The 26,877-nt window shown below is 53.1% G+C and carries 24 protein-coding genes, 2 tRNA genes and 2 other RNA genes; 14 read left to right on the plus strand and 14 right to left on the minus strand.

All coding sequences use genetic code 11. The features are described 5' to 3' along the window. Positions 1 to 173 precede the first annotated feature (173 nt). Positions 174 to 1,334 carry a glucans biosynthesis protein MdoC gene (gene mdoC, locus AC007G_RS21785; protein WP_032688385.1) on the plus strand — a complete coding sequence of 387 codons (1,161 nt, stop codon included), beginning with the start codon at positions 174 to 176 and terminating at the stop codon, positions 1,332 to 1,334. Positions 1,335 to 1,391: 57 nt separating this feature from the next. On the opposite strand, the gene ymdB is transcribed toward mdoC, so the two are convergent. The 5 genes from ymdB to ghrA form a co-directional block, all read right to left on the minus strand. After that, positions 1,392 to 1,925 carry an O-acetyl-ADP-ribose deacetylase gene (ymdB, locus tag AC007G_RS21790; protein WP_142630376.1) on the minus strand — a complete coding sequence of 178 codons (534 nt, stop codon included), beginning with the start codon at positions 1,923 to 1,925 and terminating at the stop codon, positions 1,392 to 1,394. A gap of 275 nt (positions 1,926 to 2,200) precedes the next feature. Further along, complete coding sequence (locus AC007G_RS21795) at positions 2,201 to 2,695, minus strand: DUF1097 domain-containing protein (RefSeq protein ID WP_094898267.1); 495 nt, start codon at positions 2,693 to 2,695, stop codon at positions 2,201 to 2,203. Between the two features lie 102 nt (positions 2,696 to 2,797). Further along, positions 2,798 to 3,352: a TorD/DmsD family molecular chaperone gene (locus tag AC007G_RS21800; protein ID WP_142630378.1), complete on the minus strand. Its 555-nt coding sequence runs from the start codon at positions 3,350 to 3,352 to the stop codon at positions 2,798 to 2,800. A gap of 22 nt (positions 3,353 to 3,374) precedes the next feature. Beyond that, a complete protein-coding gene (locus AC007G_RS21805) occupies positions 3,375 to 4,112 on the minus strand; it encodes a phosphatase (RefSeq protein WP_032688389.1) in 738 nt (245 codons plus the stop codon). 84 nt (positions 4,113 to 4,196) lie between these two features. Further along, entirely contained in the window at positions 4,197 to 5,135 is a 939-nt protein-coding gene (gene ghrA / locus AC007G_RS21810) for a glyoxylate/hydroxypyruvate reductase GhrA (protein ID WP_112150006.1), read from the minus strand. A 268-nt stretch (positions 5,136 to 5,403) separates the two neighbouring features. Here ghrA and AC007G_RS21815 point away from each other — a divergent pair. Both AC007G_RS21815 and AC007G_RS21820 read left to right on the plus strand, forming a co-directional pair. Next, a tRNA-Ser gene (locus AC007G_RS21815) sits at positions 5,404 to 5,491 on the plus strand. Between the two features lie 224 nt (positions 5,492 to 5,715). Next, positions 5,716 to 5,851: non-coding RNA, RtT sRNA (locus AC007G_RS21820), on the plus strand. A 120-nt stretch (positions 5,852 to 5,971) separates the two neighbouring features. Here the strand turns inward: AC007G_RS21820 and AC007G_RS21825 are convergent. Next, the gene (locus tag AC007G_RS21825) at positions 5,972 to 7,264 is read right to left on the minus strand and encodes a glycoside hydrolase family 28 protein (RefSeq protein WP_085397146.1); all 1,293 of its coding nucleotides are present in this window, start codon (positions 7,262 to 7,264) and stop codon (positions 5,972 to 5,974) included. A gap of 525 nt (positions 7,265 to 7,789) precedes the next feature. Between AC007G_RS21825 and AC007G_RS21830 the strand changes: the two genes are divergently transcribed. Next, complete coding sequence (locus AC007G_RS21830; RefSeq protein ID WP_142630380.1) at positions 7,790 to 8,740, plus strand: Gfo/Idh/MocA family protein; 951 nt, start codon at positions 7,790 to 7,792, stop codon at positions 8,738 to 8,740. A 394-nt stretch (positions 8,741 to 9,134) separates the two neighbouring features. Here AC007G_RS21830 and AC007G_RS21835 read toward each other — a convergent pair whose 3' ends face one another. Next, a complete protein-coding gene (locus tag AC007G_RS21835) occupies positions 9,135 to 10,046 on the minus strand; it encodes a LysR family transcriptional regulator (protein ID WP_032688393.1) in 912 nt (303 codons plus the stop codon). A gap of 147 nt (positions 10,047 to 10,193) precedes the next feature. Between AC007G_RS21835 and AC007G_RS21840 the strand changes: the two genes are divergently transcribed. From AC007G_RS21840 to AC007G_RS21855, 4 genes are all read left to right on the plus strand, one after another. After that, on the plus strand, positions 10,194 to 10,931 hold the full coding sequence (locus tag AC007G_RS21840) for an SDR family oxidoreductase (RefSeq protein ID WP_032688394.1): 738 nt from the start codon (positions 10,194 to 10,196) through the stop codon (positions 10,929 to 10,931). A gap of 48 nt (positions 10,932 to 10,979) precedes the next feature. Beyond that, complete coding sequence (locus AC007G_RS21845; protein ID WP_032695721.1) at positions 10,980 to 11,882, plus strand: SDR family NAD(P)-dependent oxidoreductase; 903 nt, start codon at positions 10,980 to 10,982, stop codon at positions 11,880 to 11,882. A gap of 59 nt (positions 11,883 to 11,941) precedes the next feature. Continuing rightward, positions 11,942 to 12,202 carry a hypothetical protein gene (locus AC007G_RS21850; RefSeq protein ID WP_046852770.1) on the plus strand — a complete coding sequence of 87 codons (261 nt, stop codon included), beginning with the start codon at positions 11,942 to 11,944 and terminating at the stop codon, positions 12,200 to 12,202. A gap of 132 nt (positions 12,203 to 12,334) precedes the next feature. Beyond that, the gene (locus tag AC007G_RS21855) at positions 12,335 to 12,670 is read left to right on the plus strand and encodes a nuclear transport factor 2 family protein (RefSeq protein ID WP_047665504.1); all 336 of its coding nucleotides are present in this window, start codon (positions 12,335 to 12,337) and stop codon (positions 12,668 to 12,670) included. Between the two features lie 570 nt (positions 12,671 to 13,240). On the opposite strand, the gene AC007G_RS21860 is transcribed toward AC007G_RS21855, so the two are convergent. After that, positions 13,241 to 14,146 (minus strand): LysR family transcriptional regulator, encoded by a 906-nt coding sequence (locus AC007G_RS21860; protein ID WP_032688398.1) that lies wholly within the window; start codon positions 14,144 to 14,146, stop codon positions 13,241 to 13,243. Positions 14,147 to 14,260: 114 nt separating this feature from the next. Between AC007G_RS21860 and AC007G_RS21865 the strand changes: the two genes are divergently transcribed. From AC007G_RS21865 to AC007G_RS21880, 4 genes are all read left to right on the plus strand, one after another. Next, on the plus strand, positions 14,261 to 15,121 hold the full coding sequence (locus tag AC007G_RS21865; RefSeq protein ID WP_032688399.1) for a pirin family protein: 861 nt from the start codon (positions 14,261 to 14,263) through the stop codon (positions 15,119 to 15,121). A 19-nt stretch (positions 15,122 to 15,140) separates the two neighbouring features. Next, on the plus strand, positions 15,141 to 15,818 hold the full coding sequence (locus AC007G_RS21870) for an isochorismatase family protein (RefSeq protein ID WP_479466667.1): 678 nt from the start codon (positions 15,141 to 15,143) through the stop codon (positions 15,816 to 15,818). 146 nt (positions 15,819 to 15,964) lie between these two features. Further along, positions 15,965 to 16,052 (plus strand) — tRNA-Ser (locus AC007G_RS21875). A gap of 43 nt (positions 16,053 to 16,095) precedes the next feature. Further along, positions 16,096 to 16,232, plus strand: a non-coding RNA gene (locus tag AC007G_RS21880) — RtT sRNA. A 173-nt stretch (positions 16,233 to 16,405) separates the two neighbouring features. On the opposite strand, the gene AC007G_RS21885 is transcribed toward AC007G_RS21880, so the two are convergent. The 5 genes from AC007G_RS21885 to AC007G_RS21905 form a co-directional block, all read right to left on the minus strand. Next, positions 16,406 to 17,614, minus strand: a complete 1,209-nt coding sequence (locus tag AC007G_RS21885; protein ID WP_133959394.1) for a fimbrial protein — start codon at positions 17,612 to 17,614, stop codon at positions 16,406 to 16,408. Positions 17,615 to 17,763: 149 nt separating this feature from the next. Then, positions 17,764 to 18,507 carry a fimbrial biogenesis chaperone gene (locus AC007G_RS21890; protein ID WP_049267542.1) on the minus strand — a complete coding sequence of 248 codons (744 nt, stop codon included), beginning with the start codon at positions 18,505 to 18,507 and terminating at the stop codon, positions 17,764 to 17,766. A gap of 9 nt (positions 18,508 to 18,516) precedes the next feature. Continuing rightward, a complete protein-coding gene (locus tag AC007G_RS21895) occupies positions 18,517 to 21,150 on the minus strand; it encodes a fimbria/pilus outer membrane usher protein (protein WP_142630381.1) in 2,634 nt (877 codons plus the stop codon). Positions 21,151 to 21,256: 106 nt separating this feature from the next. Continuing rightward, positions 21,257 to 21,838 carry a fimbrial protein gene (locus tag AC007G_RS21900; protein ID WP_048619527.1) on the minus strand — a complete coding sequence of 194 codons (582 nt, stop codon included), beginning with the start codon at positions 21,836 to 21,838 and terminating at the stop codon, positions 21,257 to 21,259. 21 nt (positions 21,839 to 21,859) lie between these two features. Further along, positions 21,860 to 22,372, minus strand: a complete 513-nt coding sequence (locus AC007G_RS21905) for a hypothetical protein (protein WP_123618898.1) — start codon at positions 22,370 to 22,372, stop codon at positions 21,860 to 21,862. A 1,599-nt stretch (positions 22,373 to 23,971) separates the two neighbouring features. On the opposite strand from AC007G_RS21905, the gene AC007G_RS21910 reads away from it, so the two are divergent. Together AC007G_RS21910 and AC007G_RS21915 are read left to right on the plus strand one after the other, a co-directional pair. After that, a complete protein-coding gene (locus AC007G_RS21910) occupies positions 23,972 to 24,388 on the plus strand; it encodes a hypothetical protein (protein ID WP_142630383.1) in 417 nt (138 codons plus the stop codon). A gap of 258 nt (positions 24,389 to 24,646) precedes the next feature. After that, the gene (locus AC007G_RS21915) at positions 24,647 to 25,888 is read left to right on the plus strand and encodes an MFS transporter (RefSeq protein WP_032688405.1); all 1,242 of its coding nucleotides are present in this window, start codon (positions 24,647 to 24,649) and stop codon (positions 25,886 to 25,888) included. Between the two features lie 78 nt (positions 25,889 to 25,966). On the opposite strand, the gene phoH is transcribed toward AC007G_RS21915, so the two are convergent. After that, positions 25,967 to 26,755 (minus strand): phosphate starvation-inducible protein PhoH, encoded by a 789-nt coding sequence (gene phoH, locus AC007G_RS21920; RefSeq protein ID WP_032695716.1) that lies wholly within the window; start codon positions 26,753 to 26,755, stop codon positions 25,967 to 25,969. Positions 26,756 to 26,877: the final 122 nt, after the last annotated feature.

A 26,877-nucleotide genomic window follows, 5' to 3' on the forward strand; every position in this document is an offset into this window, starting at 1 on the left:
ATCCCTGCTTTGTTCACCTTAGCGGCGCAGGTAATAGGCAGTTAACTGTCACATTGGTACTTTACGTACTTATCCTGGAGACAGGTATCCAGAGTTGATGTAGGGTTGTTGAGAATTTAAACGTTATCACGTTGAGTGATAAGACGAATTGTCCGAGAATGTAGTGATATTGTATGAATAATACGCCAGTACAACGTGAATATTTCTTCGATAGCATCCGCGCCTGGCTGATGCTACTGGGGATCCCTTTTCATATATCACTGATCTATTCCAGCCACAGCTGGCATGTGAATAGCCTCGAGCCCTCCTGGTGGCTGACGCTGTTTAACGATTTTATCCATGCTTTTCGCATGCAGGTCTTCTTTGTCATTTCTGGCTACTTTTCCTACATGCTTTTTTTACGTTATCCGCTGAAGAAGTGGTGGAAAGTGCGCGTTGAGCGTGTCGGCATTCCTATGTTGACCGCCATCCCTCTGCTGACGCTGCCGCAGTTCATCATGCTGCAGTACGTTAACGGCAAGGCCGAAAACTGGCACACCCTCTCGGGTTACGACAAATTCAATACTCTGGCGTGGGAACTGGTTTCTCACCTGTGGTTTTTACTGGTGCTGGTGGTGCTGACGTCTCTGGGCGTCGTGCTGTTTCGGTGGCTGACCGGCCGCCGCTCAGGCAAGGCGTCAACCTTTGGTGACACCGTCACATTAGGTCAGCTATCGATGATTTTTCTGGCGCTCGGCGTGCTTTACGCGGTGATCCGCCGCTCGCTGTTTGTCCTTTATGCCCCCTTGCTCAGCAACGGCCTGTTTAATTTCATCGTAATGCAGACTCTGTTTTACCTGCCCTTCTTCATTCTTGGCGCCCAGGTATTTATCAATCCGCGCTTAAAAACGATGTTTACCACCCCGTCGCCATGGTGCTTCGTCGGCGCGCTGCTAGGCTTTATCGCCTATCGCCTGAATCAGCAATATGGTTCCGGTGATGGCTGGATGTATGAAACCGAGTCGGTCATTACCATGGTACTGGGTCTGTGGATGGTGAACGTGGTCTTTTCTCTCGGCCACCGTCTGCTGAACTTTCAGTCGGCGCGGGTGACCTATTTTGTTAATGCTTCACTGTTCATTTATCTGGTGCACCACCCGCTTACCCTGCTTTATGGCGCATGGCTGGCGCCAGCGATCAAATCCAATGCGCTGGGGTTTATTGCTGGCTTAGTCTTCGTGGTCGGTATTGCGCTGGTGCTGTATGAAATCCATCTGCGCATCCCCCTGTTACGCTTTCTCTTTTCGGGGAAATTCCAGCCGAAAGCGGCTAAGACTCAAGTGTCCGCAGGCTGATCGCCCGCCCGCTCGCCTGCTGATGTCAGGCGGCGGGTGGTCGGGGTACGCCCATTTTCACGCACCGCGGCGGGGCTCAAGCAAGCGCCGATAAATATCCGCGGTCTCCTCATCGAAACAGACAAAGCAGACGCGCTCCAGAGGGTTGTAACGCGTCAGAATGGCGCTGACCGTCTGCACGGCGATTTCCGCCGCCGCCTGCTTAGGATATCCATATACCCCGGTACTGATGGCCGGGAAGGCAATCGAGCGGTAGCTGTTCGCCGACGCCAGCTGCAGGCTGTTTCGATACGCATCAGCAAGCAGTTCAGCCTCCTGATGACCGCCGCCCTGCCAGACGGGCCCGACGGCATGGATCACCGCGCTAGCCGGCAGCTGACCCGCGGTAGTAATCACCGCATGACCAGGAGGGCACTCGCCTTGTTGTTGCCGGACGACCTGACAAGCGGCAAGGAGCTCCGGCCCGGCTGCACGATGGATTGCGCCGTCCACGCCCCCGCCGCCAAGCAGCGAGGGATTGGCGGCATTGACGATAACATCGACGTCAAGCGTAGTGATGTCGCCGAGAATAACCTCAGGTTTAACAGTCATTTCGCCTCCTGTCGGCAAACGTCTTTACATAAAGCATAGTGGGTAATATGGCACGATAGCCCGCCCGACGAAAGTCCGGGAAGCTGCGGCTGGTTATAACCTGTCCGGAGGATAGCAAGGCTATGTTGCGGGTTAATATCTCTTGACGTTGCGGTTTCGTCGCGGGGCTCCCCCATGAGTCGGGCCGACGGGCCACCGGTCTGAACAGCCAGAACAGTACAGGCAGAAAGAAAAACAGGACCTGAGGTCCTGTTTATTATGCGGGCGAAATCAGCTTATGCCTGGTCGGGCGTTTCGTTCACTAATGGGGATTTGTTTTTCCGCGCACGCGCGGCCAGCCATAGCCCGCAATTTTTCATCGCGTAACCAAACACCAGCCCTAGTGCCAGCGAAGGTACGACCAGCCGCCAGTTACCGTCGCCGGCAAACGTGGCGCAGGCGCCAATAAAAGTGCCTGGGACAAAGGAGAGCAGCAGCTGGCGAGCCTGAATACACATCAGGAACGCCACGCCCCCGGTCATCATATAGCCGAGGATTTCAAGATGCGGCGCCAGCGCGCTGCCGTAAATAATAACCAGCGCCCACACCACACCGCTCATTACCGTACAAGTTGAGATCAGCAACCCTTTTAGCCCGCCCTGCGGGCAAGCGAAATAGGCCGTGCAGCCCAGAAAGCCTGCCCAGCTCAACAGGCCAAGCGCGACCGCCACCCATCCCCAGATTCCGGAGAGAATGCCTGTCGTTATTGCGATTGCGAGGAGTATGTTCATGGCGCGTATCATAGCAGATACGCGCCCGCCAAATGAGATCTGAAGCACGTTATATGCAAGATCATACTTTTCATTGCAACAAAAACGTGACCAAAATCACGTTTATTCTTCCGCTTCTTCCTGCAGTTCATCCCACATGGCGGAGAGCGCTTCCCGCGTCAGAGGTGCCATCGTCCGCCAGAAAGGGGTACCGGCATGCGCCTCGACTTTGCCGAGGAAAACCCCGCACCACGGCAGAATGTAGTCAGCAAACAGCGTTTCCAGCGTTTCGCTTTCCTCTTCCGTAGGATGATCTTCAAGCCAGGAGGCGGCCAGCAGCAGTGACCCAATGTGGTCGGCCGGACCTTCTCCGGTCGGGATCCCGTGCTCGCTGAAGAAACCGCGAACTTCAGCTTCGCTTGCCCCTTCAACCCACGAGCTACGATAAGGAGGAACGCTGCACTCTTCACCGACAAACAGCGCATTGTAATCGGCGGCCAGCGGTTGCACGTCGCAGCTTTTTTGCAGACGTTCCAGCAGCTCATCCTGCTCCAGCGGCCAGCTCGCCGCCAACTTCCCTTCACGGATCAGGGTAAACAGCGGGACCAGCAGCGGATCCTGCGGCTGACGGTAGTACAAAGAGCCCAGCACGCGGCAGAGGATTGAAAACTCGTTCATTCAATTTTTCCAGTTATTCATATTAAAGATCGGCAAATTCAGGGATCGCCGGCATCCCGCGAGACTCAAGGAAATTCAACAGCCGACGCGGGGACACGTTAAGGATCCGCTCTTCGGGGAAGTGCACATCATCGAGGATCTTACGACACTCTTTGAACTCGCCGAGCGTAAATGCGGTATGCGAATCCGATCCCAGCGCGACCCAACCTCCGGCATCGCGCACGGCGGCGGCAATCGCCCGGCAGTTATCTTCGCTGCCCACACGTGACGAGACGAAGGATGAGTTGTTGATTTCCAGCGCCACCTGGTATTTTGCCGCTGCGGCGGCTATCGCCGGAATATCGACGGGGTATTTCGGATTACCCGGATGGCTAATAATATGTACCGCGCCGCTCGCCATCGTGGCGATCATCGCTTCAGTATGGGTGGCTTTATCCTGCGGCGGGAAAACCGGCTCATGGAAGCCCGCAATAAACAGGTCCAGTGAGGTCAGCATCGGCCCGGTGCAGTCAATTTCGCCCTGGGTATTTTTTATGTTGGCTTCAATACCGCGTAAAATACCAACGCCGTCGACCATCCGCGGCCAAATGCGCATATTGACGAAATGCCAGTAGTGCGGAGCATCGGCCATATCCGGACCATGGTCGGTAATGGCGAAAAGTTTGATCCCCTTACGCTTTGCTTCAGCAATATAATCGTGCAGGGTACTGTAGGCGTGGGTACTGGCGACGGTATGCATATGCAGGTCAACAGGATACATCACAATCTCCTTCTCTGTTTGTGGCAAGAATAGCAGGAATCAGGACGCATGATTAGCAAAACCCCGCCACAGCGGGGTTTTCTCTTAGTAGCCGCGCTGACGGTCGACCTGCCCGTTCACCGCTTCCCCGCGCTCCAGCCGACCAATGGTGCCGGCAATATAGGCGATCGCTTCCTGCGGACGCGTGACTGCAGCGACATGTGGCGTCATCGCCACCCGAGGATGCGCCCACAGCGGGCTTTCCGCCGGTAATGGCTCGCGGCTGAAGACATCCAGCATCGCGCCTTTAAGCTTACCGCTATTCAGTGCCGCCAGCAGATCCGCTTCGACCACGTGAACGCCGCGTGCCAGATTGAGAACATAGCTGTTATCCGGAAGCTGCGCCAACAGTCTCTGGTTAATAATGCCGACGGTTTCCGCCGTGTTCGGCAGCAGGTTGATCAGCACCCGCGTAGCGCCAAGGAAGTCGCCCAGCTCCTCCTGACCGGCAAAGCTTTGTACCTGAGGCCAGGATTTACGACTACGGCTCCAGCTCCGCAGTGGAAACCCCCATACCTGCAGCGCTTCCGCCACTTTCGAACCGAGCACGCCCGCGCCCATTATCCCGATGGTAAACTCTTCGCGACGATAGTCCTCCAGCGGCTGCCAGCGGGCCTGCTGTTTTAATGCCTGGTAATCGTCGAAGCGACGGAACCAGTGCAGCACCTGACTCACCGCATACTCTTGCATCTGCTGACCCATTCCGGTGTCTTCGAGGCGAAAGAGTGGAATCGACATCGGCAGCATTTCCGGGTGTTCACGGAGTTTACTCAGAATAGAATCGACGCCAGCGCCGAGAGCAAAAACGGCTTTTAAGTCCCGCCCCTGCAGCATTTCCACCGGCGGATGCCAGACCAGCGCATAGTCCGCATGCTGAGTATCGCCGGACTTCCATTCACGTACGCACGCCCCCGGCAGCTGCTTTTCCAGCTCGGCAATCCAGTAAGCGGTATCAAATGTCGGGTGATAAAAGATTATGTCCATCATGGCTCCTGATCGCGGGCGCGGGTTGCAGGTTGACCCTGGCGCCGTATTTTACTTATTGTTTTCTATTGGATTGCCAGCATAGCAAATTTCATTTTTCTATCGAATAAAAAGCGGGTGGCGACAAAAAAAACGATTGTCGCGCATTAAAAAAGCAAGTTGCGCGAAGTTTGTCTAAATACGCTGTTTTTTGAAAAAGTTGATTGACGAGAGATACGTATTTCCCTAAATTAGCGCCCGTTCCCGGCAACAACGGGGGCGACAATATGGTGAGGTGTCCGAGTGGCTGAAGGAGCACGCCTGGAAAGTGTGTATACGGCAACGTATCGGGGGTTCGAATCCCCCCCTCACCGCCATATTTAAAGAAGAGCTCGCATGAAAATGCGGGCTTTTTTTTTGCATGTTGCACCACCAGGTGGGATGAGAATCCCCGACCGGGGGTCGACAGCTGGCGCAGCCAGCTGGACAGACTGAGAGCGTAGCGAACAGGCTGCCCGCAGGGCGAGCAAAGCGAGTCAATCCCCCCCTCACCGCCATATTTAAAGAAGAGCTCGCATGAAAATGCGGGCTTTTTTTTTGCATGTTGCACCACCAGGGGGGATGAGAATCCCCGACCGGGGTTCGACAGCTGGCGCAGCCAGCTGGACAGACTGAGAGCGTAGCGAACAGGCTGCCCGCAGGGCGAGCAAAGCGAGTCAATCCCCCCCTCACCGCCATATTTTAAGAACAGCTCGTACTTTTCATTTACCCGCCGGTAAATCACTCCTCGCGGCCAGGGCGGTGACGCATGGCTAAGTCGCTGCCACCCAACGAGCCCTGTCTGGGCGGTTCACCTTCTAACGCTCATACGTGTCATTTTCTGTCTGAGTGAGGGTCGGCGCATTCACCGTGACCTGATCAAACCGCAGCCTCTTCACCCCGGCTATTTTGCCAAATTCTGTCGCGTCGATATCAATGGCGCTTAAGGTCAGGCCGTCAATCGCCTGCTCCGGATAACCTTCAATAAAGAACGCACGGGAAAAGCCCTCCTGCTGCCCGCGGCGGGCTGAAATATCGCTAATCTCAATGGCGGAGACCCGCGTTAAACCGGCCTCGCCATCGACGCCTTCAGCCAGATCGCGCCAGTGGGCCGGGGCATCGGTAAGATCGTCCCGCGCACCGTAGCTATAAAGTGGGAACCAGTTCAGTTGGATCATCAGCGGAAAGGCGACATCCAACAGGTCGAGATGGCGGACCGTAATGTCACGAATAAACCCACCGCGATTGCGCGCCGATTTAATGCGAAACCCGACGCCGGTACCGCGAAAGCGGTTCTGTTCGATGGTAATGCGTTCAATGCCGCCGGAGGTTTCGCTGCCGAGGGTAATTCCGGAACCGCGTAGCAGCGTGCAATGGCGAATCACCACATCCCGCGACGCTCGTCCCTTCAGCGCGGCCGCTTTTCCCCGCCCTGCCTTCACGCAGATATTGTCATCATTGCAGGAGACGGTACATCCTTCAATAAGGACCTGTTCGCATGAGTCCACGTCAATTCCGTCGGTGCTGGGGCCCGCGGAATTAGCAATCGTCAGGTTCTGGACGCGCAGACGACGTGAATAGCACAAGTGCAGATTCCAGAAACCTGACTCGCGACTGGTGAAATCCTGTAACAGGATAGTATCGCTCTCGTAGACCACAAGATTGCGCGGGCGCTGACAATCATAATCGACCACCCAACGTAGCCCCTGCGCCGCGTATGTTTGCAGCATGCCGCCGCGGCCGTCGCGCCCCCAGAAAGCCTCCCACCAGATGGCCCCCTGACCATCAATAGTCCCCGTCCCGCTGATCTGGACATTCTGGCAGCGATGAATATTGATGATACCTGCCGGCCAGGGCATATCGATACCGGCCACCCGCGTAGTCACCAGAGGGTAATCGGCAAGATTCTGACTGCCGAGTAATAGCGCATCTTTGGCTAAATGGAACGTCACATCGCTTTTCAGAAACAGCGCTCCGCTGAGAAAGCGTCCGGCAGGGATCAGGATCGTGTCGCCGGTTCCGGCGCTATCAATAGTTTGCTGGATAGCGGATGTTGCCAGCTGCCGGGCCTGCGGATCTGCACCAAAGTCGAGAATATTAAGGATTGCCATCGTTATCTCCTGTTCCAAAAGCCCCCCGATCATAATTGTTTATCACCGGGGCGACCTTTACATAGATGCCAGGCGTCGTACGTCGATGGCAATATCTGCATAAAAAGCGCTGCGCCGATCGCATTTCATTAATGGCTAAAAATTAAGGCATCGAATAAAAACCGCATCGGCGTGCATGCTGAGATGCCTGACGCAAACAGCGGCCAGCGAGAACATATCCGCAGAGAAACGGAACCGACAATAACGCCTTATTCTTCCTGACAATGCTTTGCTTCAATGTTCATTTCAAAAGATGAAGCGCATCACTTCAAACAGGAGCAGGTAGATAGCATTTCTGTGGGCGCATCCGGAGGTGAAAGATCATCCCGCCATGATTGCTGTATAACAAATATCAAAATATATATGATAAATTATTGAAGGCTGTCATACCTTATCAGGCCGCAGAACCTTAGAATCAGTCAGACATACCGGGAGCACCATGCGCCGGGTACCGTATTATCACCCTGATTTTATAAGGATAATCTGATGTCTGATATCGTCACCTGGGGCGTACTGGGCTATGCCCGAATAGCCCGACAATCCGTTATTCCTGCCATCGAACGAGCGGAAAACGCCCGGCTACTCGGAGTTGCCTCGCGCAATTCTGACGGATTACCCACGGATCAGTGGGAGAGAACCTATGCCAGTTATGCCGACCTGCTGGCAGATAGCGATATTCAGGCGGTTTATATCCCCTTACCTAATTCGTTACATAAAGAGTGGGTTATTCGGGCGCTGGAGGCGGGTAAACACGTGTTATGTGAGAAACCGCTGGGCTTAGATGCCGCTGAAGTGGCCGCCATGCAGCAGGTCGCAAGCCAGCATAACCGTATTCTGATGGAAGCCTTTATGTACTGCTACACTGACCGGATGCGGGTGGTAAAAGAGGTGCTGGACGGCGGGGAATTAGGTGAATTGCGGCATATTAATGCCTCCTTCCGCTTCCTGCTGGATCGTCCCAATACCATCAAGATGCAAGCCGAACTCGGCGGTGGCGCCCTGTATGATGTGGGATGCTATCCGGTCAACTTTCTCGGGATGGTCACCGGGCGTCTCCCGCAACGTTGCCAGGTGCTGAGTGAGATACAGCAGGGCGTGGATACCAATTTATCGGCGCTGTTGCAGTATGACGATGGACTGATTGCCAATATTCACTGCGGTTTCAACGCATTCGGGCGAAACTATGCGGAAATCATCGGCGACAAAGGCCTGCTCTGTGTCGACACGCCTTTTCTGGATGATGCGGGAGAAATATATCTGCATTCCGCTCAGGGAGTACGCGCGCTTTCCGTCGCGCAATCGGATCGCTATCAGGCGGAAATCCATCACTTTTCCGCCGCCGTGCTAAACCAGCCCGCACGGCTGATATCGCCCGAGGAAAGCCTACGGAATATGCAGGTGCTGGATATGATTCGTCACGCCCAATTCCCCGGCTGATCCGCAACCATCACCGTTGACGCCGTGAGTACGCCTCATCAATGCTTCATATCAAGCCACACGGCGTGTGGCTTGAGTGATTATTTTCCGCATGTTTTATCCCCCCCGCCCCTTTGCAGCGAATAGATTCACCTCCTGCAACATTGTCGCTGACCCTGACCAATTCCGGGGAAATCTATTATGAACACGCGAGGCGGATCCTGGCCGATCTGGAGAGAGGATGGCGCAATCTCAGCGCGATTTCTCCCTGGTCGTCGGACATCAAAAAAAGTCCGCGCCTTCATGGATTTTCTTACGGAACGGTTTGGTTCTCCTCCCTACCGGGAGCGTACCGGGGACCGGTCATGCCATCCTTTCACTGGAAACAATAATCAATATCCGGGGTTTCATGTTGTTATTGCTTCTCTTCGGGGAAATGTTCTTTGTAGAGAGAACGCAGCCAGTCGATGAATACCCGCACTCGGGGCGACAGCTGCCTGTGCTGTGGATAGAGTGCCGAAAGTGACATTCCCGGACTTTGCCATTCACTCAGCACCTCGACAAGACGCCCTTCTTCCAGCGCATCCGCAACATGGTAGCGAGGTAACTGTACCAACCCACCGCCACGAAGTGCGCAAATAACATAGTTTTCCGCATCATTAACCGTCAACCATCCCTTTGGTTGATAAGCCTGCTTTTTACCATTAACAAGAAGTTCAATTGGATAGTTAGTCCCCCTGCTGGTAGAGAAAAAATTCACACACTGGTGCGACATGAGATCGTCTGGTGAAAGAGGTCTGCCATGCTGCTGCAAATACGTCGGACTGGCACATATGACTTGCGGCATGGTGGCTAAATGGCGTGCGACCAGTGACGAGTCGTGCAATTTACCCGCACGGACAGCACAATCGACGCCTTCACGAACCAGGTCAACCAGCCGGTCACCGCTACTGATAACCAGTTGTATATCCGGGTATTCAATATGAAACTCGTCAATTCTCGGCAAAACAATCCGCGTTGCGTGAGCGCCATGCAGATCAACGCGCAAAATACCGCGTGGCCGCACGATGGTATGACGCAGAGAAGATTCGGCATCATCCAGTTCTGAGAGGATATGCACGCAGCGTTCATAAAAAGCCCTGCCGTCCAGAGACGTTCGTACATGTCGGGTCGTGCGTTCCAGCAATCGACACTCCAGATTATTTTCCAGCGCTTTTATCGCGTTGCTTGCAGTGGCTCTGGGGATCCCCAGCTGGTCAGCGGCCTGACTGAAACTCTCCAGTTCCACAATCCGGGTAAAGAGCAACAGGGTGTCAAATTTATCCATCGGAGCGGCCCTTCCCTCAACCTATTATTAATTTAAATGGAATTATAATATCAATTTACCCCACTTTATACTTCCAGATAAAACACTAATACTTGCATCACACCGTGGTTACACGGGTGACTCATCAAACAACATCTGGAGAAGACAATGAGCGTAACGAATAAAACAGCCCTGGTGACCGGCGCATCACGCGGTATAGGTCGTGCAATTGCTGAACGCCTGGCACAGGATGGATTTTCGGTGGTCGTTAACTACGCCGGCAATGCTAATGCAGCTCAAGAAACGGTTAAGGACATTATCACTAAGGGTGGTAAAGCGGTCGCCATTCAGGCTGACGTCTCCAGTGAAGCGGATGTCGGCCGCCTTTTCAGTGAGGCCAAAGCCGTAACCGGTCATCTGGATGTGGTGGTACATAGCGCCGGTGTTATGCCGATGGCGAAAATCACGCCAGCTGGCCTCGCTGACTTTGACAAAGTGATTCACACAAATCTACGCGGCGCGTTCCTGGTGCTGGCTAACGCAGCGGAGTCCGTTAGCGAAGGCGGGCGCATTATCGCACTGTCCACCAGCGTTATTGCAAAATCTTTCCCGGCATATGGCCCGTATATCGCATCCAAAGCAGGCGTTGAAGGTCTGGTACATGTCCTGGCGAACGAACTCCGTGGCCGCGATATTACCGTAAACGCCGTCGCGCCAGGCCCCACCGGGACCGATCTGTTCTTTAACGGTAAAAGCGAAGAGCAGATCAGCGCCATTGCTAAACTGGCGCCGCTGGAACGTATTGGCACGCCGGAAGAGATTGCCAGTGTAGTGGCCACGCTGGCTGGACCGGATGGCAGCTGGATCAACTCCCAGGTCATTCGTGTCAACGGCGGTTTCGCTTAAATTCCACCGTGATGCGGATAACATCCTATCCGCTATCAGGAGATCATCATGCAACAAGTCATTCTGATTACCGGTGCTTCCAGCGGCTTTGGCGCGCTGGCCGCCCGTGCATTCGCCCATGCGGGTCATATTGTCTACGCCAGTATGCGGGATACCGCAGGCCGTAACGCTCCGCAAGTGCAAAGCACGCTTGAATACGCCAGGCAGCATAATGTTGATTTACGTACCGTCGAACTGGATGTTCAATCACAGGATTCCGCAGATGCCGCCATCGCGCAGATTATCGCCCAGGACGGGCGGCTGGATGTGGTGGTACATAACGCGGGACATATGGTCTACGGGCCAACTGAAGCGTTCCTGCCGGAACAATTCTCACAACTCTATGACATCAACGTTCTGGGCACTCAGCGAGTAAACCGCGCAGCCCTGCCGCAGTTGCGTAAACAAGGTCAAGGATTGTTACTGTGGGTCGGTAGCAGCAGTACCCGCGGCGGCACGCCGCCGTACCTGGCACCTTACTTCGCGGCAAAAGCGGCGATGGACGCCGTTGCGGTAAGTTATGCTGCGGAACTGGCACGCTGGGGGATCGAAACCTCCATTATTGTGCCAGGCGCATTTACTAAAGGCACCAACCACTTCCTGCATTCCGGTAAGCCAGCAGATACTGAACGCGAACGCGAATATACCGAAACCGGTCCAACCGCAGGTCTTGGCGAAGAAGCGTTGCGCGGCCTCGCCGCCTGCGAACCAGAAGATGCAGATGTTGCTGAGGTCGCAGCGGCAATGGTCGATATCGTTAATACACCTTATAGAACACGTCCATTCAGGGTACATGTCGATCCATCAGATGATGGCGCCATCGTTGTTAACGCGGTAGCCGATCGTATCCGCAAAGAGTTTTTACAACGCATTGGATTAGGGGATTTATTAACTCCCCATAGCCATGAATGATATCGCCGAGGGCCGGAGAAACTCCGGCCGATTACCCCTCTGCTGAGGAAGTACTGGCTATGCGAACCTTGCTATTTTTGGCTACTGGTTTTCTGTTAGCAGGCTTATGTCGCCTGCTGGTTCGATTATCTCTACCGGTTTACCCACCAGCTCCCGGCATATTTCCCATTCTGTTTTCCGTGCTGTGGTTCGGTCTGGCAGCAGCTAACATGATCCTCGGCGTTACCAGAGCTGGCTATAGCGTCCTGGAAGAGTTGCCGATTTTCCTGTTAATATTTTTTCCGCCGGTTTTAGTCGCGTTGTGGCGCTCGGATAAATAACCCGTTATGAACGCATACCGTAAAATAAATATTCATCATGTCTCAGCCCGGTGTATTTTGCTTCTACTTTTCAGCATATTTCTCAATGCCTGTGGAGCCCCTACAAGGACTCATTTTCCGGATCATAATGCTATGAACCAATCCCTTGCCATACCTGTGAAAAACTTTATCACCGCAACGAATAACCATGATACAAAAGCATATCTTGCTCAATTTACTTCAGATGCAGAGATCACCGACTGGGGCCATCACTACCAGGGAGCAAAGGGTCTGCTTGACTGGAATACCACCGATAACATTGGGGTAAATGCCACAATGAAAGTTATTTCGGTCAATGCAATTGAGCGTGATGGTTTGTCTGGCCAGGCTGTACAGATCAATGTAAAAAGCGATAAGTTTAATGGCTGCGGACTCATGCAGTTCTACCTTGAAGGTAACCTTATTCGTCGAATCGTTATTGAACCCTGACTCAGCAGGATAAATTCGCAGACTGACCCACGGCGAGGATTAATTTTACGGCTATCCCACGAACCATGGCGCTGAAAAGCCTTAATCCGAAAATGAGTCATTCCGCGCATTTTTGCCGAAAATGGCTGCCGAGTAGAGTACACCACGTGAATTGCGCCAGGCAAAACGGGTTCCGGGTCTGATTTAACACTTCCTGTTTCCCACGAGCCTCCCCATCAGAGGTAGGAATCGCGGTAGACATTTCAGGATGACGATCTCTGAAAACTCCCCATTGATCGCGGATCTCGCTGATAGCATCCGGATCGAAAACTATGTCATATATTCCTGGCTTTAACAGGATAACAACTGATTTTGTCAGACCAACCAATCCGTATAAATTTTATATATCATATTGTTAGCATGATAAAGAGGCCATCAAGGCATTCGTACATTGCGGCCCGCTCAGCGCATATTTTAAGAGAGCTCGTACGCGGTCACGGGCTTTTTTCGTATATTGCGCAGGTCGGGGGGATGCGAAGCCCCGACCGGGAGTCGACAGAACTGTCTCGCCTACACCACGCCGGCAAAAGATCAATCTTCTTCCATTCGCTGATATTCTTCACTCAGAAAATCTACCAGTGCCCGCACCGATGGCAGCATACCGCGGCGAGAGGCGAAGACCGCGTGAATCACTTCCCGCTGCGGTTGCCATGCATCGAGTATCACCTCCAGCTCACCGGCAGCCAACTGGTCGCGGACCATTAACAGCGGCAGCTGAACCACTCCGACGCCCGCTATTGCAGCCTCGCGCAGCGCCAGCATATCCGTCGTCACCATACGCGGCGTGAAGTAAATTTCCGCCCGCGCCCCCCCTGGTCCTGTCAGTTGCCACTTATGCTGATGCCTGCCGGCCCCAAGGCTGAGCCCGGGCCACGCGCTCAGTTCTGATGGCACCTGAGGTCGCCCCATGCGTGCAATCAATGACGGGCTGGCCACCAGCCGATGCCCGCGATCGGCCAGCACACGCATCACCAGATCGCTGTCATCAAACGGTCGCGGGCGTACGCGAATCGCGACATCGACCCCTTCTCCAACAACATCAACCCGCCGGTTCGTTGCTTCCAGCAACACATTCACCCCAGGGTAACGCAGCATAAACCGCGCCAGCATTGGTCCGATATGCGCATGTAATAAGGTCACCGGGCAGGTGAGCTTCACGCTACCGCGCGGTTCCGAACGCAGCGTTTCCACTGCCTGTTGCGCCGCTTCAGCCTCTATCAACATCGCCTTGCAGTGCTGGTAGAACGTCTGTCCGACTTCAGTCACCACGAACTGTCGGGTCGTACGATGAATTAAGCGCACGCCAAGCCGTTCTTCCAGCTGCGCTATCCGGCGGCTTAACTTTGATTTGGGCTGATCGAGCGCCCTGCCTGCAGCAGCGAATCCTTCATGATCCACCACCTGCACAAACCAGGCTAAATCGTTGAGATCCTGCATCCTTCCCCCACTGTTCCATTTTTAGAACAGTATAGGTCATTTTTACTATCTACCGGCTTATAGGTCGCACATATAAGCTTATTGACATCAGAAACAGACACACAGGAGAGCACAATGAAACAGATTACAGGTGTCTATACCTCCCCCGCACAGCACTGGGTGGGCGACGGTTTCCCGGTTCGCTCGCTATTTTCTTACCAGACACAGGGCGAACAGCTGAGTCCTTTCCTGCTACTGGACTATGCCGGTCCACACTATTTCCCGGCGGGAAGCGGTAAGCGCGGGGTCGGTGAACATCCGCATCGCGGATTTGAAACCGTGACCCTCGTCTATTCCGGTGAAGTTGAACACCGTGACTCAACGGGCAAAGGCGGCATCATTGGCCCAGGCGATGTGCAGTGGATGACCGCAGGTGCCGGCATTCTGCATGAAGAGTTCCATTCGGCGGAATTTACCCGCACCGGCGGGGAGCTGAAAATGATCCAGCTGTGGGTCAATCTGCCAGCCAAGGACAAGATGACCCATCCTGGCTATCAGAGCATTACGGCGGATGTCATTCCTGATGCCGCCCTACCGGATGGCGCCGGTACTCTGCGGGTGATCGCCGGCAGTTACGGTGATATTGCCGGACCTGCGCATACCTTCTCGCCGTTGAACGTCTGGGATATGCAGTTAAATCAGGGCCACGACGTGACGTTCACGCAACCTGATGGCTGGAGCAGCGCGCTGGTGGTTTTCGAAGGAGAAGTCAACGTCAACGGCAGTGACAATGCCCGTGAAGGCCAGCTGGTGGTGTTAAGTCAGAAAGGAGAAGCGATTCATCTCCACGCTACGGCTAACGCCAGGGTACTGCTGCTGGCTGGTGAGCCGTTACAGGAACCCATCGTAGGCTACGGCCCGTTTGTGATGAACACAAAAGCCCAGATCGCAGAAGCCGTGCGGGATTACAACAGCGGCCGCTTTGGCCAAATCTGAAACTACAGAGGTAAATAAGATGTCTGCTCCAGCAAACTTTAACGACTCTCGTCCAATGATTGATGTGAACGATACTGCCATGTTATTGATTGACCATCAAAGCGGCCTGTTCCAGACCGTGGGCGATATGCCAATGCCTGAACTGCGCGCTCGCGCCGCCGCGTTGGCAAAAATGGCCTCTCTGGCAGGGCTCCCGGTGATCACGACGGCCTCGGTACCGCAGGGGCCGAACGGGCCGCTGATCCCGGAAATCCACGAAAATGCGCCTCACGCGCAATACATTGCGCGTAAAGGCGAAATCAACGCCTGGGATAATCCGGATTTCGTTGCCGTCGTGAAAGCTACCGGACGCAAGACGTTGATTATTGCCGGCACCATTACCAGCGTCTGCATGGCGTTTCCCTCTATCGCCGCAGTTGCCGACGGCTATCGGGTTTTCGCCGTCATAGATGCGTCCGGCACCTACAGCAAGATGGCGCAGGAGATCACTCTGGCACGCGTGGTACAAGCTGGCGTCGTGCCGATGGATACCGCGGCGGTGGCTTCCGAGCTGCAGCGCAGCTGGAACCGTCCGGATGCTGCGGAGTGGGCGGAGGTGTATACCAAAATCTTCCCGGCCTACCAGCTGCTGATCGAAAGCTACAGTAAAGCTCAGGATGTCCTGAAGAATAGCGAACAGCTTGATTCTCAGCGTTAAAACTGCTGCCCTGACGGTTTTCGGCTGGCGTAGTGTTCATTGCTTGACCGAACGGTAAAGAAAGAATAAATACTGCTTGACCGTTTTAGCGCAACTCCCTATAGTAGCGCCCCGTTGCCCACCCAGGGTGAGCAGCAAAACAATATGGTGAGGTGTCCGAGTGGCTGAAGGAGCACGCCTGGAAAGTGTGTATACGGCAACGTATCGGGGGTTCGAATCCCCCCCTCACCGCCATATTTTAAGAAGAGCTCGCATGAAAATGCGGGCTTTTTTTTGCATGTTGCATGCCTGCGGGGGGATGAGAATCCCCGACCGGGGTTCGACAGCTGGCGACAGCCAGCTGGACAGACTGAGAGCGTAGCGAACAGGCTGCCCGCAGGGCGAGCAAAGCGAGTCAATCCCCCCTCACCGCCATATTTAAAGAAGAGCTCGCATGAAAATGCGGGCTTTTTTTTGCATGTTGCACGCCTGCGGGGGGATGAGAATCCCCGACCGGGGGGCGACAGCTGGCGCAGTCCTGCGAGTTTCAGGGATCGCGCTGCGAGCAGGCCTCTCTTCCCCGCAGCAGATCCCCGTTGAAAGCATCATCAGTCATAAACCATAAACAGATTAACGGTGCCGCTGACTGGCCCGGTATAATTGACGGCAGATCTCGTGATCATTGCTCGCTGGATATAGCGTGCCTGGAAGGTTATCGGCACAAAACTTGTCGATGGCACAGCAAATATTTTATCCCCTCCCACAGACGTGGCCCCCGAACCATAACTCCCAATATTGACGGCCGACCCGTTGACATCAATATGGTTACCGTTGTACCGCAGCTCAATTTCCAGCCCATCAATTTTATGTCCACCGGCGGCATCGTAAAGACCGATGTTACTCACCGGAAGAGGCGACGCTCCCGCATCTTCAAATCGCATTCGGATATTCTCCGCCATCCCATTACACTCCAGTTCCACCGGAACCGGAACATCAGGCCCGAAGGCAGGGGCTCCCTCCCGGGAAATGGTGTTGGCATCCCACGTTCCCATGTTGACCGAATAATCCGTTGGACGCTGTGAGCTCAGTTTGCAGGTCGGCCGGACCAGCGTCACCCCCGTCCCCGTCAGAAAATGAATGGAAGGAGGCAGGACAACACTCGCCGAACCCGATGGAGATGGCGTTATCCACGAGTTAAACAGATGACTGAAGGAGACTGGACCATAATTCTCTACATAACCGGTTTTAATCAGTTCAGCCCGCAGGGAAATCGATAAACTCCGTGTTGGAATATACCAGAGGGTCGTTCCATTTTCTGTACGCGACCGCAGCATACTCATGGCCAGAGCCGCCTGCCCTACGGTAGGGCCAGCATACGGATACTCCACACCACTTGCGGCAAATACAGCTGAACCGGAAGAGTCACCAAACCCGGCCAGACGAATATAGGCAGGCGTATCAATCCCGTTCCCGAGGTCCGGCGTATCTGACTGTACATAAAACCGAATACCGATACCGGGGACGGTGGTGTTCAGGATCCCTGAATCCACTAATGACCCCGCAATATTATATCCCATAACGGTGAGGCTGCTTGAATTGGCAATAATCCCGCCATATGAAGAAGAGACGAGCGGGGTCGTACCTTCAATACCGCTCCCGCTACAACTCACCGACAGAGGGACATTTAAGTCAGCGTAACTCCACGAAGCAAGAATCGTTCCTGCCGGTACCGAGTTATCGGCAACAACGGAACGGGGAACAGAAAAAGGCTGATTATCCGGATAGGTGTAAGAACATTGTCCTGCCAGTTTATTCACATTAGGGTCGCTGGCGGATGACCAGACGTAACTGATGGTATACGTCGTTGCCCTCGTTACTGTTGTAGTAAACATAAGCACGACAGCCATCAGAAAAAGGGACAGACCCCTTATTCTGATGAGTACGATACATGTGCCTGCCGCCCTCTTCATGGTATTAGCTCCGCCCGGTATTCTTCACCCGCACCGCCCCAGTCATGGATCCCACTCCAGGTCACGGTCACACTGGTATGGTTAACTGAAGCAGGCAGACGGTAACGTTCGCTACCAAACGGCGGAGGCATACGATGACGATCCTCCAACGTAATCCCCTTGCCGGCCCCCACACTCAGGCGGGCAAAGCTGACAAAATAAGGCGTGGGATTGCTTGCTTTCAGCCAGACGGCATTACCGTCTTTCTCAAGACTCCAGCGAATTTGCTTTACCGCATCGCGGGCACCGGCAGAGTTAAGTCCGTCAGGACGGACAAAAACTTTAAGTCTGCTGCGTACGGCAATCACCAGCTTATTTGCACTGCCGGCTTTTGGCGGTATTTCCTGCAGCGATAGCCAGTATGCGGACTCTCTGTCCTTCGCAATCCCTCCCCTCAGAACCACGAGTCGGAATTTCCCCTGTTTTTTAGCCTCAAGCTTCATCACCGGTGGAGTCAGCACCAGCGGAAGATCATTGTCATTCCCCCGAAGATCTTCCAACCAGGCCTGCACCATATAAGTCTCCTGGCTGTCGTTTATCACGTCTACCGGAGTTTCTCTGTCCTGTGCATAGGCAACAATGCGTGTCAGTTGCGGCCTGACGCCGGCTGTCGCCGTACCGGCGAGGAAAATGACCGTCAGAAGCCCGGTGATATATAATTTCAGCAATTTCATTACGTTACTCTTTTTATGCAGTTTCATGGTGAAGAATCAGAGACACTCCGCTCTGATTTTTTTATGCCAGTTATCGGGTTTAAGCTGCTCTTCAGTGGGTGCGGAAAGCGCAATCTGGCATCGTTCTTCAGGCCGCTGGCCCCAGATAACATTCAGTACCTGCGCCCTGTGGGTATCCAGCCCGGTCAGCCAGACAAGTCCTTTCTGACCCACGATACCGGCCTCCTCGGTCTCATTAACACCGGGAGCACTTTCGGTGTACGCCAGCGCACCCAGCGGAATACTTTTTCGGCTGTAAATTTCCACCAGCGCTCTTCTACCCGACCGGGTGGCAAACCGGAGCAGCACGGCGGCACCTTCTGTAGGGACGATTTTGCGGGACGACTCCTGCAACTCAGCACCATCAGACTCCCCGGCGTCCAGGTTAATCTGGTTATAGCGATAAGGCGTCAGCCAGGTCACCACCGCCCGGCCAGATGAATCGGTCCGGGCATTATTGATACCGGAAACCCTGATATTTTCCGCGCCAGGGGTTTCAACAATCGCCACGGTGTTACCCAATGGCGGCGACATAATGACCCCTCCGCGGTACAGCGTCACACCGCCGGACATCCCGGCGGAGTACTGGCGATAATCCCTCGCGTGGCTCATTCCTGTGGTGATATTTGCCCTGCTGCTATTCCAGCCCAGAGATCCTGACTGACTGTATTCCCCCTGAGTATCCCGCTGGAGACTGGCCGAATAACTGAAGTCGTTGCCAGCGCTGTTGCCCGCATACCCCAGAGACTGGCCGTACTGGTTGTTTTTGTTGCGGCTGAGACCATAGCTCAGAAAACCAGCATCCTGCCTGGCGGGGAGCCATACTGACAACGGCAGACTGAGGGAAAGAGTGAGTTGATTATCGCTGAGACGTTGGTAACGATTGTGCGTCAGAGCCAGGGATACGCTGGCCGAACCGACGGTGGTACCCGCTCCGGCACTCAGCGAGCTGTTTTTATCCCCCGTGCCGTAAAAGCTTTCCTGACTGATGGTCATATACAGATTGCCGACAGAGTTCATATTCTGGCTGACGGTCATCTCCATCCGGTTACGCCGGCGCCTCTGCCAGGTCGTCGTATCCGGAGCATACCCGTCAATCCAGCTCTGGCTCTGACGTGCAAGAAATTCCCCGGCATCAAGAAAGGACTCGGACTGATACTGGTAGCCCAGCAGTTGCAATGATGTCCCGGTGACATCAAACTGACGAGCATAAAGCAGCCTGGCTGCCGTACCTTCGCGCTGGCGGTTATCTCTCCAGGTTTCGCTGTGGCGGGCATACGCCAGGTCGGCAGAGAAAGCCCCGATTGCACCGATATTCCATGCCGCTCCCGAGGAGAACATCTGATAATTTTCAGTCATCACAGATGCACTATTCAGGGTGAAATGTTCAAAACCGTATTCCAGAGTGCCGGATAACAGCGCAGGTTCGGATGTCCCACCGTCCGGACCGCGCCAGGTACCGGCGGCCAGACTGTAGCGTATCGCGCCGGCACGAATCATGCCCGGCAGGGCCGTATAGGGAACCCGGAAGGACTGAATTTGCCCGTCCGATTCCTCCACCATAACGTCAAGATCGGCCCCCACCTGAGCGGTATACAGATCATCAATTGCGAATGCGCCAGGGGTCAACAACGTGCTGTAAATCACCGCATCACGCTGGCGCACAGTCAATCTGGCGTTAGTGCGCGCCACTCCCCGGATAACCGGTGCATAGCTGTACTGGTTATCGAGCGACATGCGTTCACTGGTTGCCAACGAGATCCCCCGCAGAGGGATGGCTCCGGTCATTGTGCCTGAGGTTCGGGTGTAGATTTCACCTACCTGCAGGCTGCTGCGCAGTAACGCAATATCACGTGCCAGATAGGCTCTGTCATGATTGGATTTCCACTGATGCCGGTCATTACGATAAAACGAATCAATACTGTAGAGACGCCATGGGCCGGCATTTCCCGTGGTATTCAGGCTAAGCCAGGCACTCTCGGTGGTACTATCATCTACCTTCCAGCCCGGCCCGGATGCCCCCTTCAGCCGTGACGAGTAAAAATAGCCGCTGTAGGATGAGCGCAGACTGGGAGTGCCGTGATCCCATTCAGCTGGCGAGATCATGGTGAAGCGCTCGTTGTCCATGGCCTCCTGCGGTACGGTAATGTTCAGCACCTGGTGGGTGTGGTCATACTGAACAAAAGCAGCAGGTATTCGCAGCGCGAGATCTTCACAGCGGGAAGGCACGGAGGTTTCCGCGTCAGACGAACCAGCCGCTTCCCCTTCGCGGGTTTCCCAGCCAGAATAGTGGCTAACCCTGATGCCTGAGGCTTTCAGCTGGCGGTATGAAAGACAGGGGATAACCTTGTTATTGCCATTGCTGACGAAGTCAATTTCGGTCTTTTCCCGTAACCGATCGTTAATAACGATATCAGTCAGTCTCCTCCCGGGCATAACAGGATCCTGGTACATAAAAACATCCTGAGATACACCGTTTTTATCGCGCCGCAAAAACGCTTCCTCAAAATCGTTTCCGGCAAAAACACTGACGCTGACACTACTGAGAAGCACCGGGAGAATCATCGATATCCGGGATACCTGACTCCGTGGTTCTTCCGTGTGAATACAGCGCAGTAAAAAACGATACATATAATGATATTCCCCGGTATAGCGCGGTAGAAACCAGATACTGTCGTTACCCAGAAAAGCCGGTCGACCCGGCTTTAATCACAAATACAACAGTTATTCCGTATTATCAGAAATAGGAAATCACGTAGTCGGCAATGCCAGTGACAGGACCGGGGGTGACGGCTGTGCTGAGGGATTTGTATGCCGCCAGATAATTAAGAGTGACCGGACCGGCCGCCGCGGTAGGGAGCGCGGCACCGGGATCGAGCAATGTGCCACCGTTCAGATGAACCGGTGCACTTTGCGCGGTCAGAATCGCAACTGCCACGTCGGCCGCACCGGAAGGGGCGGTATTGCCCATTACCGTATTGTCTCCGGCAGCCGGAGAAGCGGTAGAAAACGTTGCGCGCACGCTGTTCAACGAACCGGCAGCCTGACATCCGGTCAGCTGAATGGTGAATGCGGTATGTCCGGCATAGGTACCGGCCAGGGCGTTCAGCGTGTCGGCAGATACCGGAGGAAGGTTAACGGTTGTGGTACTCCCGGCAGTCCCTCCAGCCGGAGCCGCCCCAACAATGGTGGTACAGGCGCTCGATGTTACTGTTCCCTGAAAGTTGATGGTACCGTCGGCAGCGTTTGCATTGGCTGACAAGCCCCCCACAATCACGAAAGCGGAAATTAAGGCTTTATATAAAGTATTTCTTTTCATACAGGTCCCTTTACTACTTAACTATGAATAATATTCACCTTTTGACAGATGATGTTGAGATGGCGGTACTTCAGCTTTCGTTACGTTATGCCTCCTTAATAAGGTCAATATGTCTCTGCAGAGAAGAACTTCATGATCCGTGGTTCCGGTAAGACCGCACCTCTTCAGCAATGCCGTTCGCTGGTAATAGAGTTTTTTCGCGGTCCAGCCCGTCGCCATGACCAGTTCATTAATTGTTTTACCGGACGTCAGAAACCCTATTGTTTCCATATGTTTATCGGTGATATTTCTTTTAGAGTATGTAGCGGTTTCCATTTTCTTCAGGAGAATAAAGAAAGCATCTTCTGTTACAGTACTATTCAGGACCCAGGGTAATGAACCCGTCGTTTTTTCAGATACTGTAAAAAAAGGCATAAATAATATTCGCCCAAACAATACGCATGATAACTTCAGTACATTCTGCCTAAGAATAATATCATTGAGTGCACAAACCAGCACATCACCAGGTTTCAGATGACCATTGATATCACGCATCAACTCCAGCGTAGACTGCTCACAGCTGTAATATATAAATGCAAACAACCCCTTCCGGTTAAATAGTCCTCTGACCCCCAGGAGAAAATATAAATTATCTGATACAATATGATATCGCATTTTCTCTCTGTTTATTCAACGCACACGAAATCAACGTGTCAAACAGACACATTCAAAATTGTTTAGTATTGTTTTCTTACACCTTTATTTAAATCATACCACCCAAATTTTTCCTAACAGTTTTTAACTCAAATCAACATGGGTTTTGATAGATAAAACAAATCATTTTTCAGCCTGTAAGCGCCACTGTATTCCAGGCCAATGATTAAATATGAAGTTTTCATCATTGTTTTTTTGAGGAAAAATCTTAATAAATAATGAGCAACAAAAAAATAACTCTTTGTTTATGCGATTCATTATAAAAATGACTTGATTTGAATCAATAAACAATCATTAGCGACTTTAAATAAAATGGCAACCTCCCCTTTAGTGACGAATAAGCAATCAGGCCCTATCTGCTAGAGCGTCTCAGACATGATGCACGCTGAATTTTAGAAAAAAACCTCTCCGCTACAGAAAATTGCCAGCGCCGGCATAGGAATATTCCCCAATTCTTAGCGGACTAACCAATGTAAAGTTAAATAAAGTTATTGTCAGAAATATCTTTCCCGTCCCCCTGTTTATAAATAAAGCCAGATGACAATCATGTGCATTTCATATGCGACAGAAATTAAACCATCTAATAAAAATCACAAAATCACATAAACTATCAAAATCAACATTTTGATAGTTTATTCCTATTGAAAAGTATCCCGCGGATCTTTTTATTAGCACACATGTAACATGATGAAATTTAATTTGTATATAATTCAATGATCTTCACTTCAGAAATACAGCACCACCGCAATGATTTCGTAAGTTAATTATAATAGTTGTAATATTTATAAAACAAACTAATTTGCTGGTGTTTGAATTCCGTTTAAGTTTCAAATCAAGCCAAATCTCAGTGTGAATGAAGCGCGCCTGGCAGAAAAAGTCAGACCCATAATGCGGGGACAGGATCATGCAATATCATGACGACAACGAAGTCGATTGTAGGGGTTTGTCACGCGCGGTCGCCGTATAGTTAAAAAGCGTGTTAGTAGAACCTGTACTATTTTTTCACGATATAGCAGATTTGGTCCTCAAACAGTCGAGTGGATGACCGTCCCTTATTCAGCTTTTCGCGAAGCAAAGTGGTGGCGCGAGTACAGTATTTTTCCTGCATTGCCATTGCCACTTCTACCCTGCTAATTGAATCAACACCAACCCCCCTTTTGTTAATACCAATGTCTGGAGTGTTAATTATATGTATGCAGCGGTTGCAACGCAGTTCTGCTTTAGCCCATCAGATACGGAAAGTTTTATCTTAAGTTTGTTTATCTCAGGTTTACCCGACTTCGTTAATATTAGAATTAAAATCTGAATCATTGCCCCACCTCAGTGTTGATATATTTACTCCTTAAAGAGGATGTCAAATAGCGGAGCGCAGCATAGCAGGAATATCTGTTCTTATGACCGATGGCGCAATGATACGTATCCTTAAAAGGAATAACCTTTATGCGGAAAAGAACTGTTCTTGTGGTCCCCTTCTTGATTGCCGGCTGCGCATCGCTTCAGCCGTACGGCAAGGATACTGAGGTCACCCAAAGCTACTTTTACAAGGATTCAGCAAAACCCAGAGCGATATACTCTTGCATGCAGGATAAGCTTTTTTCTCAGGGATACCTTCTGGAGTACGGAAAACTCAACAATGAAGTCGGCGTAAATCGTTTTGACGTGACGCGTCATGCAGAAAGCGTTGCCAGCCTTGAGATCTACACGGGCGGTTCATCGGTATCAAGCCAGGCATTTGCCAAAAGCCACCATGTTCGCAAAGACCTCGATACCGCGCAGTCATATTGCGTGGAACATACCGGCCACAGTTCCTCAATGGCTGCCGCGATCGTTGAAGGACTATGGGAGGGGCTAAAATAACACCCGGCCCCTTCAGGGGGGGCCAGACTTAAGGCACAAACAAGGTGGATGCGCGTACCACCTCATCGTCTGCAGCAAGTCCATACGCAGCCACGTTTTTTCCGCCTACCGCATCGCCCTGACCGACGGCAGCGCGCATGCCTTTTCCTGCGGTCGGCATTCTTGCCTTGCCCGGACCCTTTTACCCCGCTTTGCCTGTAGATTGCGGCCGCCGACAAACTTATACTTGGCGCACAATTTTCACTCTAAGGTCTGGACATGACGTTCTCTTCTCCACTTAACAAACGCGGCGTCACGCCGGCGAAAGCGATGGTCGCGGCGATCAGCGGCTACGCAATGGATGGCTTTGACCTGCTGATCCTCGGTTTCATGCTGCCTGCGATCAGCGTTTCGCTGGCGCTCAGCACTTCTCAGGCCGGTTCCCTCGTGACCTGGACGCTGATTGGCGCGGTACTGGGCGGGATTTTTTTCGGTCATCTCAGCGACCGCCTGGGCCGTATTCGCGTCCTGACCTTCACGATCCTGATGTTCTCGGTCTTTACCGGCCTCTGTGCGGTTGCGCAGGGTTATTGGGATCTGTTGGCCTATCGAACTCTTGCAGGTATGGGGCTAGGCGGCGAATTCGGTATTGGCATGGCGCTGATTGCTGAAGTCTGGCCCGCCAGCAAACGCAATCGCGCCTCGGCATGGGTCGGTATCGGCTGGCAGCTTGGCGTGCTGCTTGCCGCCTTTATCACCCCTCTCCTGCTGGATATCATCGGCTGGCGCGGAATGTTCCTCGTTGGGCTGCTGCCCGCCCTGGTCTCATTTGCCATTCGCCGCGGCATGGGGGAGCCCGACGCGTTTACCAAAGATATCGCAGTCACCCAACAGGTCTCCTTCACGACCCGTCTCCGGATGCTGTTTGCTGACCGCGCCACCTCGAAGGCCAGTATCGGGATCCTCATCCTCTGCTCGGTACAGAATTTTGGCTACTACGGCCTGATGATTTGGATGCCCAGCTATCTCTCCTCCAGTTTTGGTTTTTCGCTCACCAAATCAGGACTCTGGACCGCGGTCACCGTCGTGGGGATGACCTTCGGCATCTGGCTGTTCGGCGTGCTGGCGGACCGTTTCGCCCGCTGGAAGATCTTTCTGATTTACCAGGTTGGGGCCGTCGTGATGGTCATTATCTATGCCCAGCTGCGGGACCCGACCCTGATGCTGTTTACCGGGGCGGTAATGGGAATGTTTGTCAACGGCATGATTGGCGGCTACGGGGCGCTTATTTCTGATACCTACCCGCTACAGGTCCGCGCTACGGCGCAGAACGTGCTGTTTAACCTTGGTCGCGGCGTCGGTGGTTTTGGGCCGCTGGTGATTGGTCTGTGCGTCAGCCACTGGTCGTTCACCGCTGCCATCACGCTGCTGGCCCTTCTGTACCTGCTGGATATTTTCGCCACCCTGTTCTTACTGCCGAAAACGCAGGGCAGCGAAGATGCGCTGGGCGCGATAGGCTAACGGGGTTAGCGCTTCCGTCGTCGCCGCATCAAAATAACAAAGCCCGGGTTTCCCCGGGCTTTGCACACAAGATAGCGATCAGTAGTAGGCTTTCAGCGTTCGCTGGCAGAGCATCGAACGGACGCAATCATCGGCGGTAAAACGCACAATGCCGATCATCTCGTCTTCCTCAAAACGCGCCAGCGCATCGACCAGCCCGGACTTCACGCCAGAGGGTAAATCACACTGGGTAATGTCGCCGTTCACGATGACCGTCACGTTTTCCCCGAGGCGGGTTAAAAACATTTTCATTTGCGCAGCCGTCACGTTCTGGGCCTCGTCCAGAATCACCACGGCATTTTCAAATGTACGTCCGCGCATATAGGCGAACGGCGCGATTTCCACCTTGCCAATTTCCGGTCGCAGGCAGTATTGCATAAAGGAAGCGCCCAGCCTCTTCACCAGTACGTCGTACACCGGTCGGAAATAGGGAGCAAACTTCTCGGCGATATCTCCCGGTAAGAAGCCGAGATCTTCATCGGCCTGCAGAACGGGACGGGTAACAATAATCCTGTCCACATCTTTGTGAATCAGGGCTTCGGCGGCTTTTGCTGCGCTAATCCAGGTTTTACCGCACCCGGCTTCGCCCGTTGCAAAAATCAGCTGTTTATTGTCGATGGCATTCAAATAATGCGCCTGAGCGTCATTGCGCGCTTCAATTGGGGAAGTATCACGGCTGTCCCGCGCCATGCCAATTGCTTCTACGCCACTCATTTGCACAAGCGATGTGACCGATTCTTCTTCGCGTTGCTTATGGCTGCGCGAATCGCGTCTCAGCACACGTTTTGCCTCACGACGAGCTTTGATCACTGCTTTTTGTCTTCCCATGGATAGCACCTTGCGTTGTTGGTTTACATCACACGCGTCAGCATCGACGCGATTATGCGCACAAACGATTGAGGTTTGGCTTCCTTTTAAGCCATTGCTTGCCGGTTGAATTGACAACGAGT

The sequence above is a fragment of the Klebsiella sp. CSG-1 genome (assembly GCF_056521145.1).

Excerpts from the sequence above, each read along its gene's own strand:
- mdoC (WP_032688385.1), top strand. The coding sequence starts at position 174 with ATGAATAATACGCCAGTACAACGTGAATATTTCTTCGATAGCATCCGC.
- ymdB (WP_142630376.1), bottom strand. The coding sequence starts at position 1,925 with ATGACTGTTAAACCTGAGGTTATTCTCGGCGACATCACTACGCTTGAC.
- AC007G_RS21795 (WP_094898267.1), bottom strand. The coding sequence starts at position 2,695 with ATGAACATACTCCTCGCAATCGCAATAACGACAGGCATTCTCTCCGGA.
- AC007G_RS21800 (WP_142630378.1), bottom strand. The coding sequence starts at position 3,352 with ATGAACGAGTTTTCAATCCTCTGCCGCGTGCTGGGCTCTTTGTACTAC.
- AC007G_RS21805 (WP_032688389.1), bottom strand. The coding sequence starts at position 4,112 with ATGTATCCTGTTGACCTGCATATGCATACCGTCGCCAGTACCCACGCC.
- ghrA (WP_112150006.1), bottom strand. The coding sequence starts at position 5,135 with ATGGACATAATCTTTTATCACCCGACATTTGATACCGCTTACTGGATT.
- AC007G_RS21825 (WP_085397146.1), bottom strand. The coding sequence starts at position 7,264 with ATGGCAATCCTTAATATTCTCGACTTTGGTGCAGATCCGCAGGCCCGG.
- AC007G_RS21830 (WP_142630380.1), top strand. The coding sequence starts at position 7,790 with ATGTCTGATATCGTCACCTGGGGCGTACTGGGCTATGCCCGAATAGCC.
- AC007G_RS21835 (WP_032688393.1), bottom strand. The coding sequence starts at position 10,046 with ATGGATAAATTTGACACCCTGTTGCTCTTTACCCGGATTGTGGAACTG.
- AC007G_RS21840 (WP_032688394.1), top strand. The coding sequence starts at position 10,194 with ATGAGCGTAACGAATAAAACAGCCCTGGTGACCGGCGCATCACGCGGT.
- AC007G_RS21845 (WP_032695721.1), top strand. The coding sequence starts at position 10,980 with ATGCAACAAGTCATTCTGATTACCGGTGCTTCCAGCGGCTTTGGCGCG.
- AC007G_RS21850 (WP_046852770.1), top strand. The coding sequence starts at position 11,942 with ATGCGAACCTTGCTATTTTTGGCTACTGGTTTTCTGTTAGCAGGCTTA.
- AC007G_RS21855 (WP_047665504.1), top strand. The coding sequence starts at position 12,335 with ATGAACCAATCCCTTGCCATACCTGTGAAAAACTTTATCACCGCAACG.
- AC007G_RS21860 (WP_032688398.1), bottom strand. The coding sequence starts at position 14,146 with ATGCAGGATCTCAACGATTTAGCCTGGTTTGTGCAGGTGGTGGATCAT.
- AC007G_RS21865 (WP_032688399.1), top strand. The coding sequence starts at position 14,261 with ATGAAACAGATTACAGGTGTCTATACCTCCCCCGCACAGCACTGGGTG.
- AC007G_RS21870 (WP_479466667.1), top strand. The coding sequence starts at position 15,141 with ATGTCTGCTCCAGCAAACTTTAACGACTCTCGTCCAATGATTGATGTG.
- AC007G_RS21890 (WP_049267542.1), bottom strand. The coding sequence starts at position 18,507 with ATGAAACTGCATAAAAAGAGTAACGTAATGAAATTGCTGAAATTATAT.
- AC007G_RS21895 (WP_142630381.1), bottom strand. The coding sequence starts at position 21,150 with ATGTATCGTTTTTTACTGCGCTGTATTCACACGGAAGAACCACGGAGT.
- AC007G_RS21900 (WP_048619527.1), bottom strand. The coding sequence starts at position 21,838 with ATGAAAAGAAATACTTTATATAAAGCCTTAATTTCCGCTTTCGTGATT.
- AC007G_RS21905 (WP_123618898.1), bottom strand. The coding sequence starts at position 22,372 with ATGCGTGATATCAATGGTCATCTGAAACCTGGTGATGTGCTGGTTTGT.
- AC007G_RS21910 (WP_142630383.1), top strand. The coding sequence starts at position 23,972 with ATGCGGAAAAGAACTGTTCTTGTGGTCCCCTTCTTGATTGCCGGCTGC.
- AC007G_RS21915 (WP_032688405.1), top strand. The coding sequence starts at position 24,647 with ATGACGTTCTCTTCTCCACTTAACAAACGCGGCGTCACGCCGGCGAAA.
- phoH (WP_032695716.1), bottom strand. The coding sequence starts at position 26,755 with ATGGGAAGACAAAAAGCAGTGATCAAAGCTCGTCGTGAGGCAAAACGT.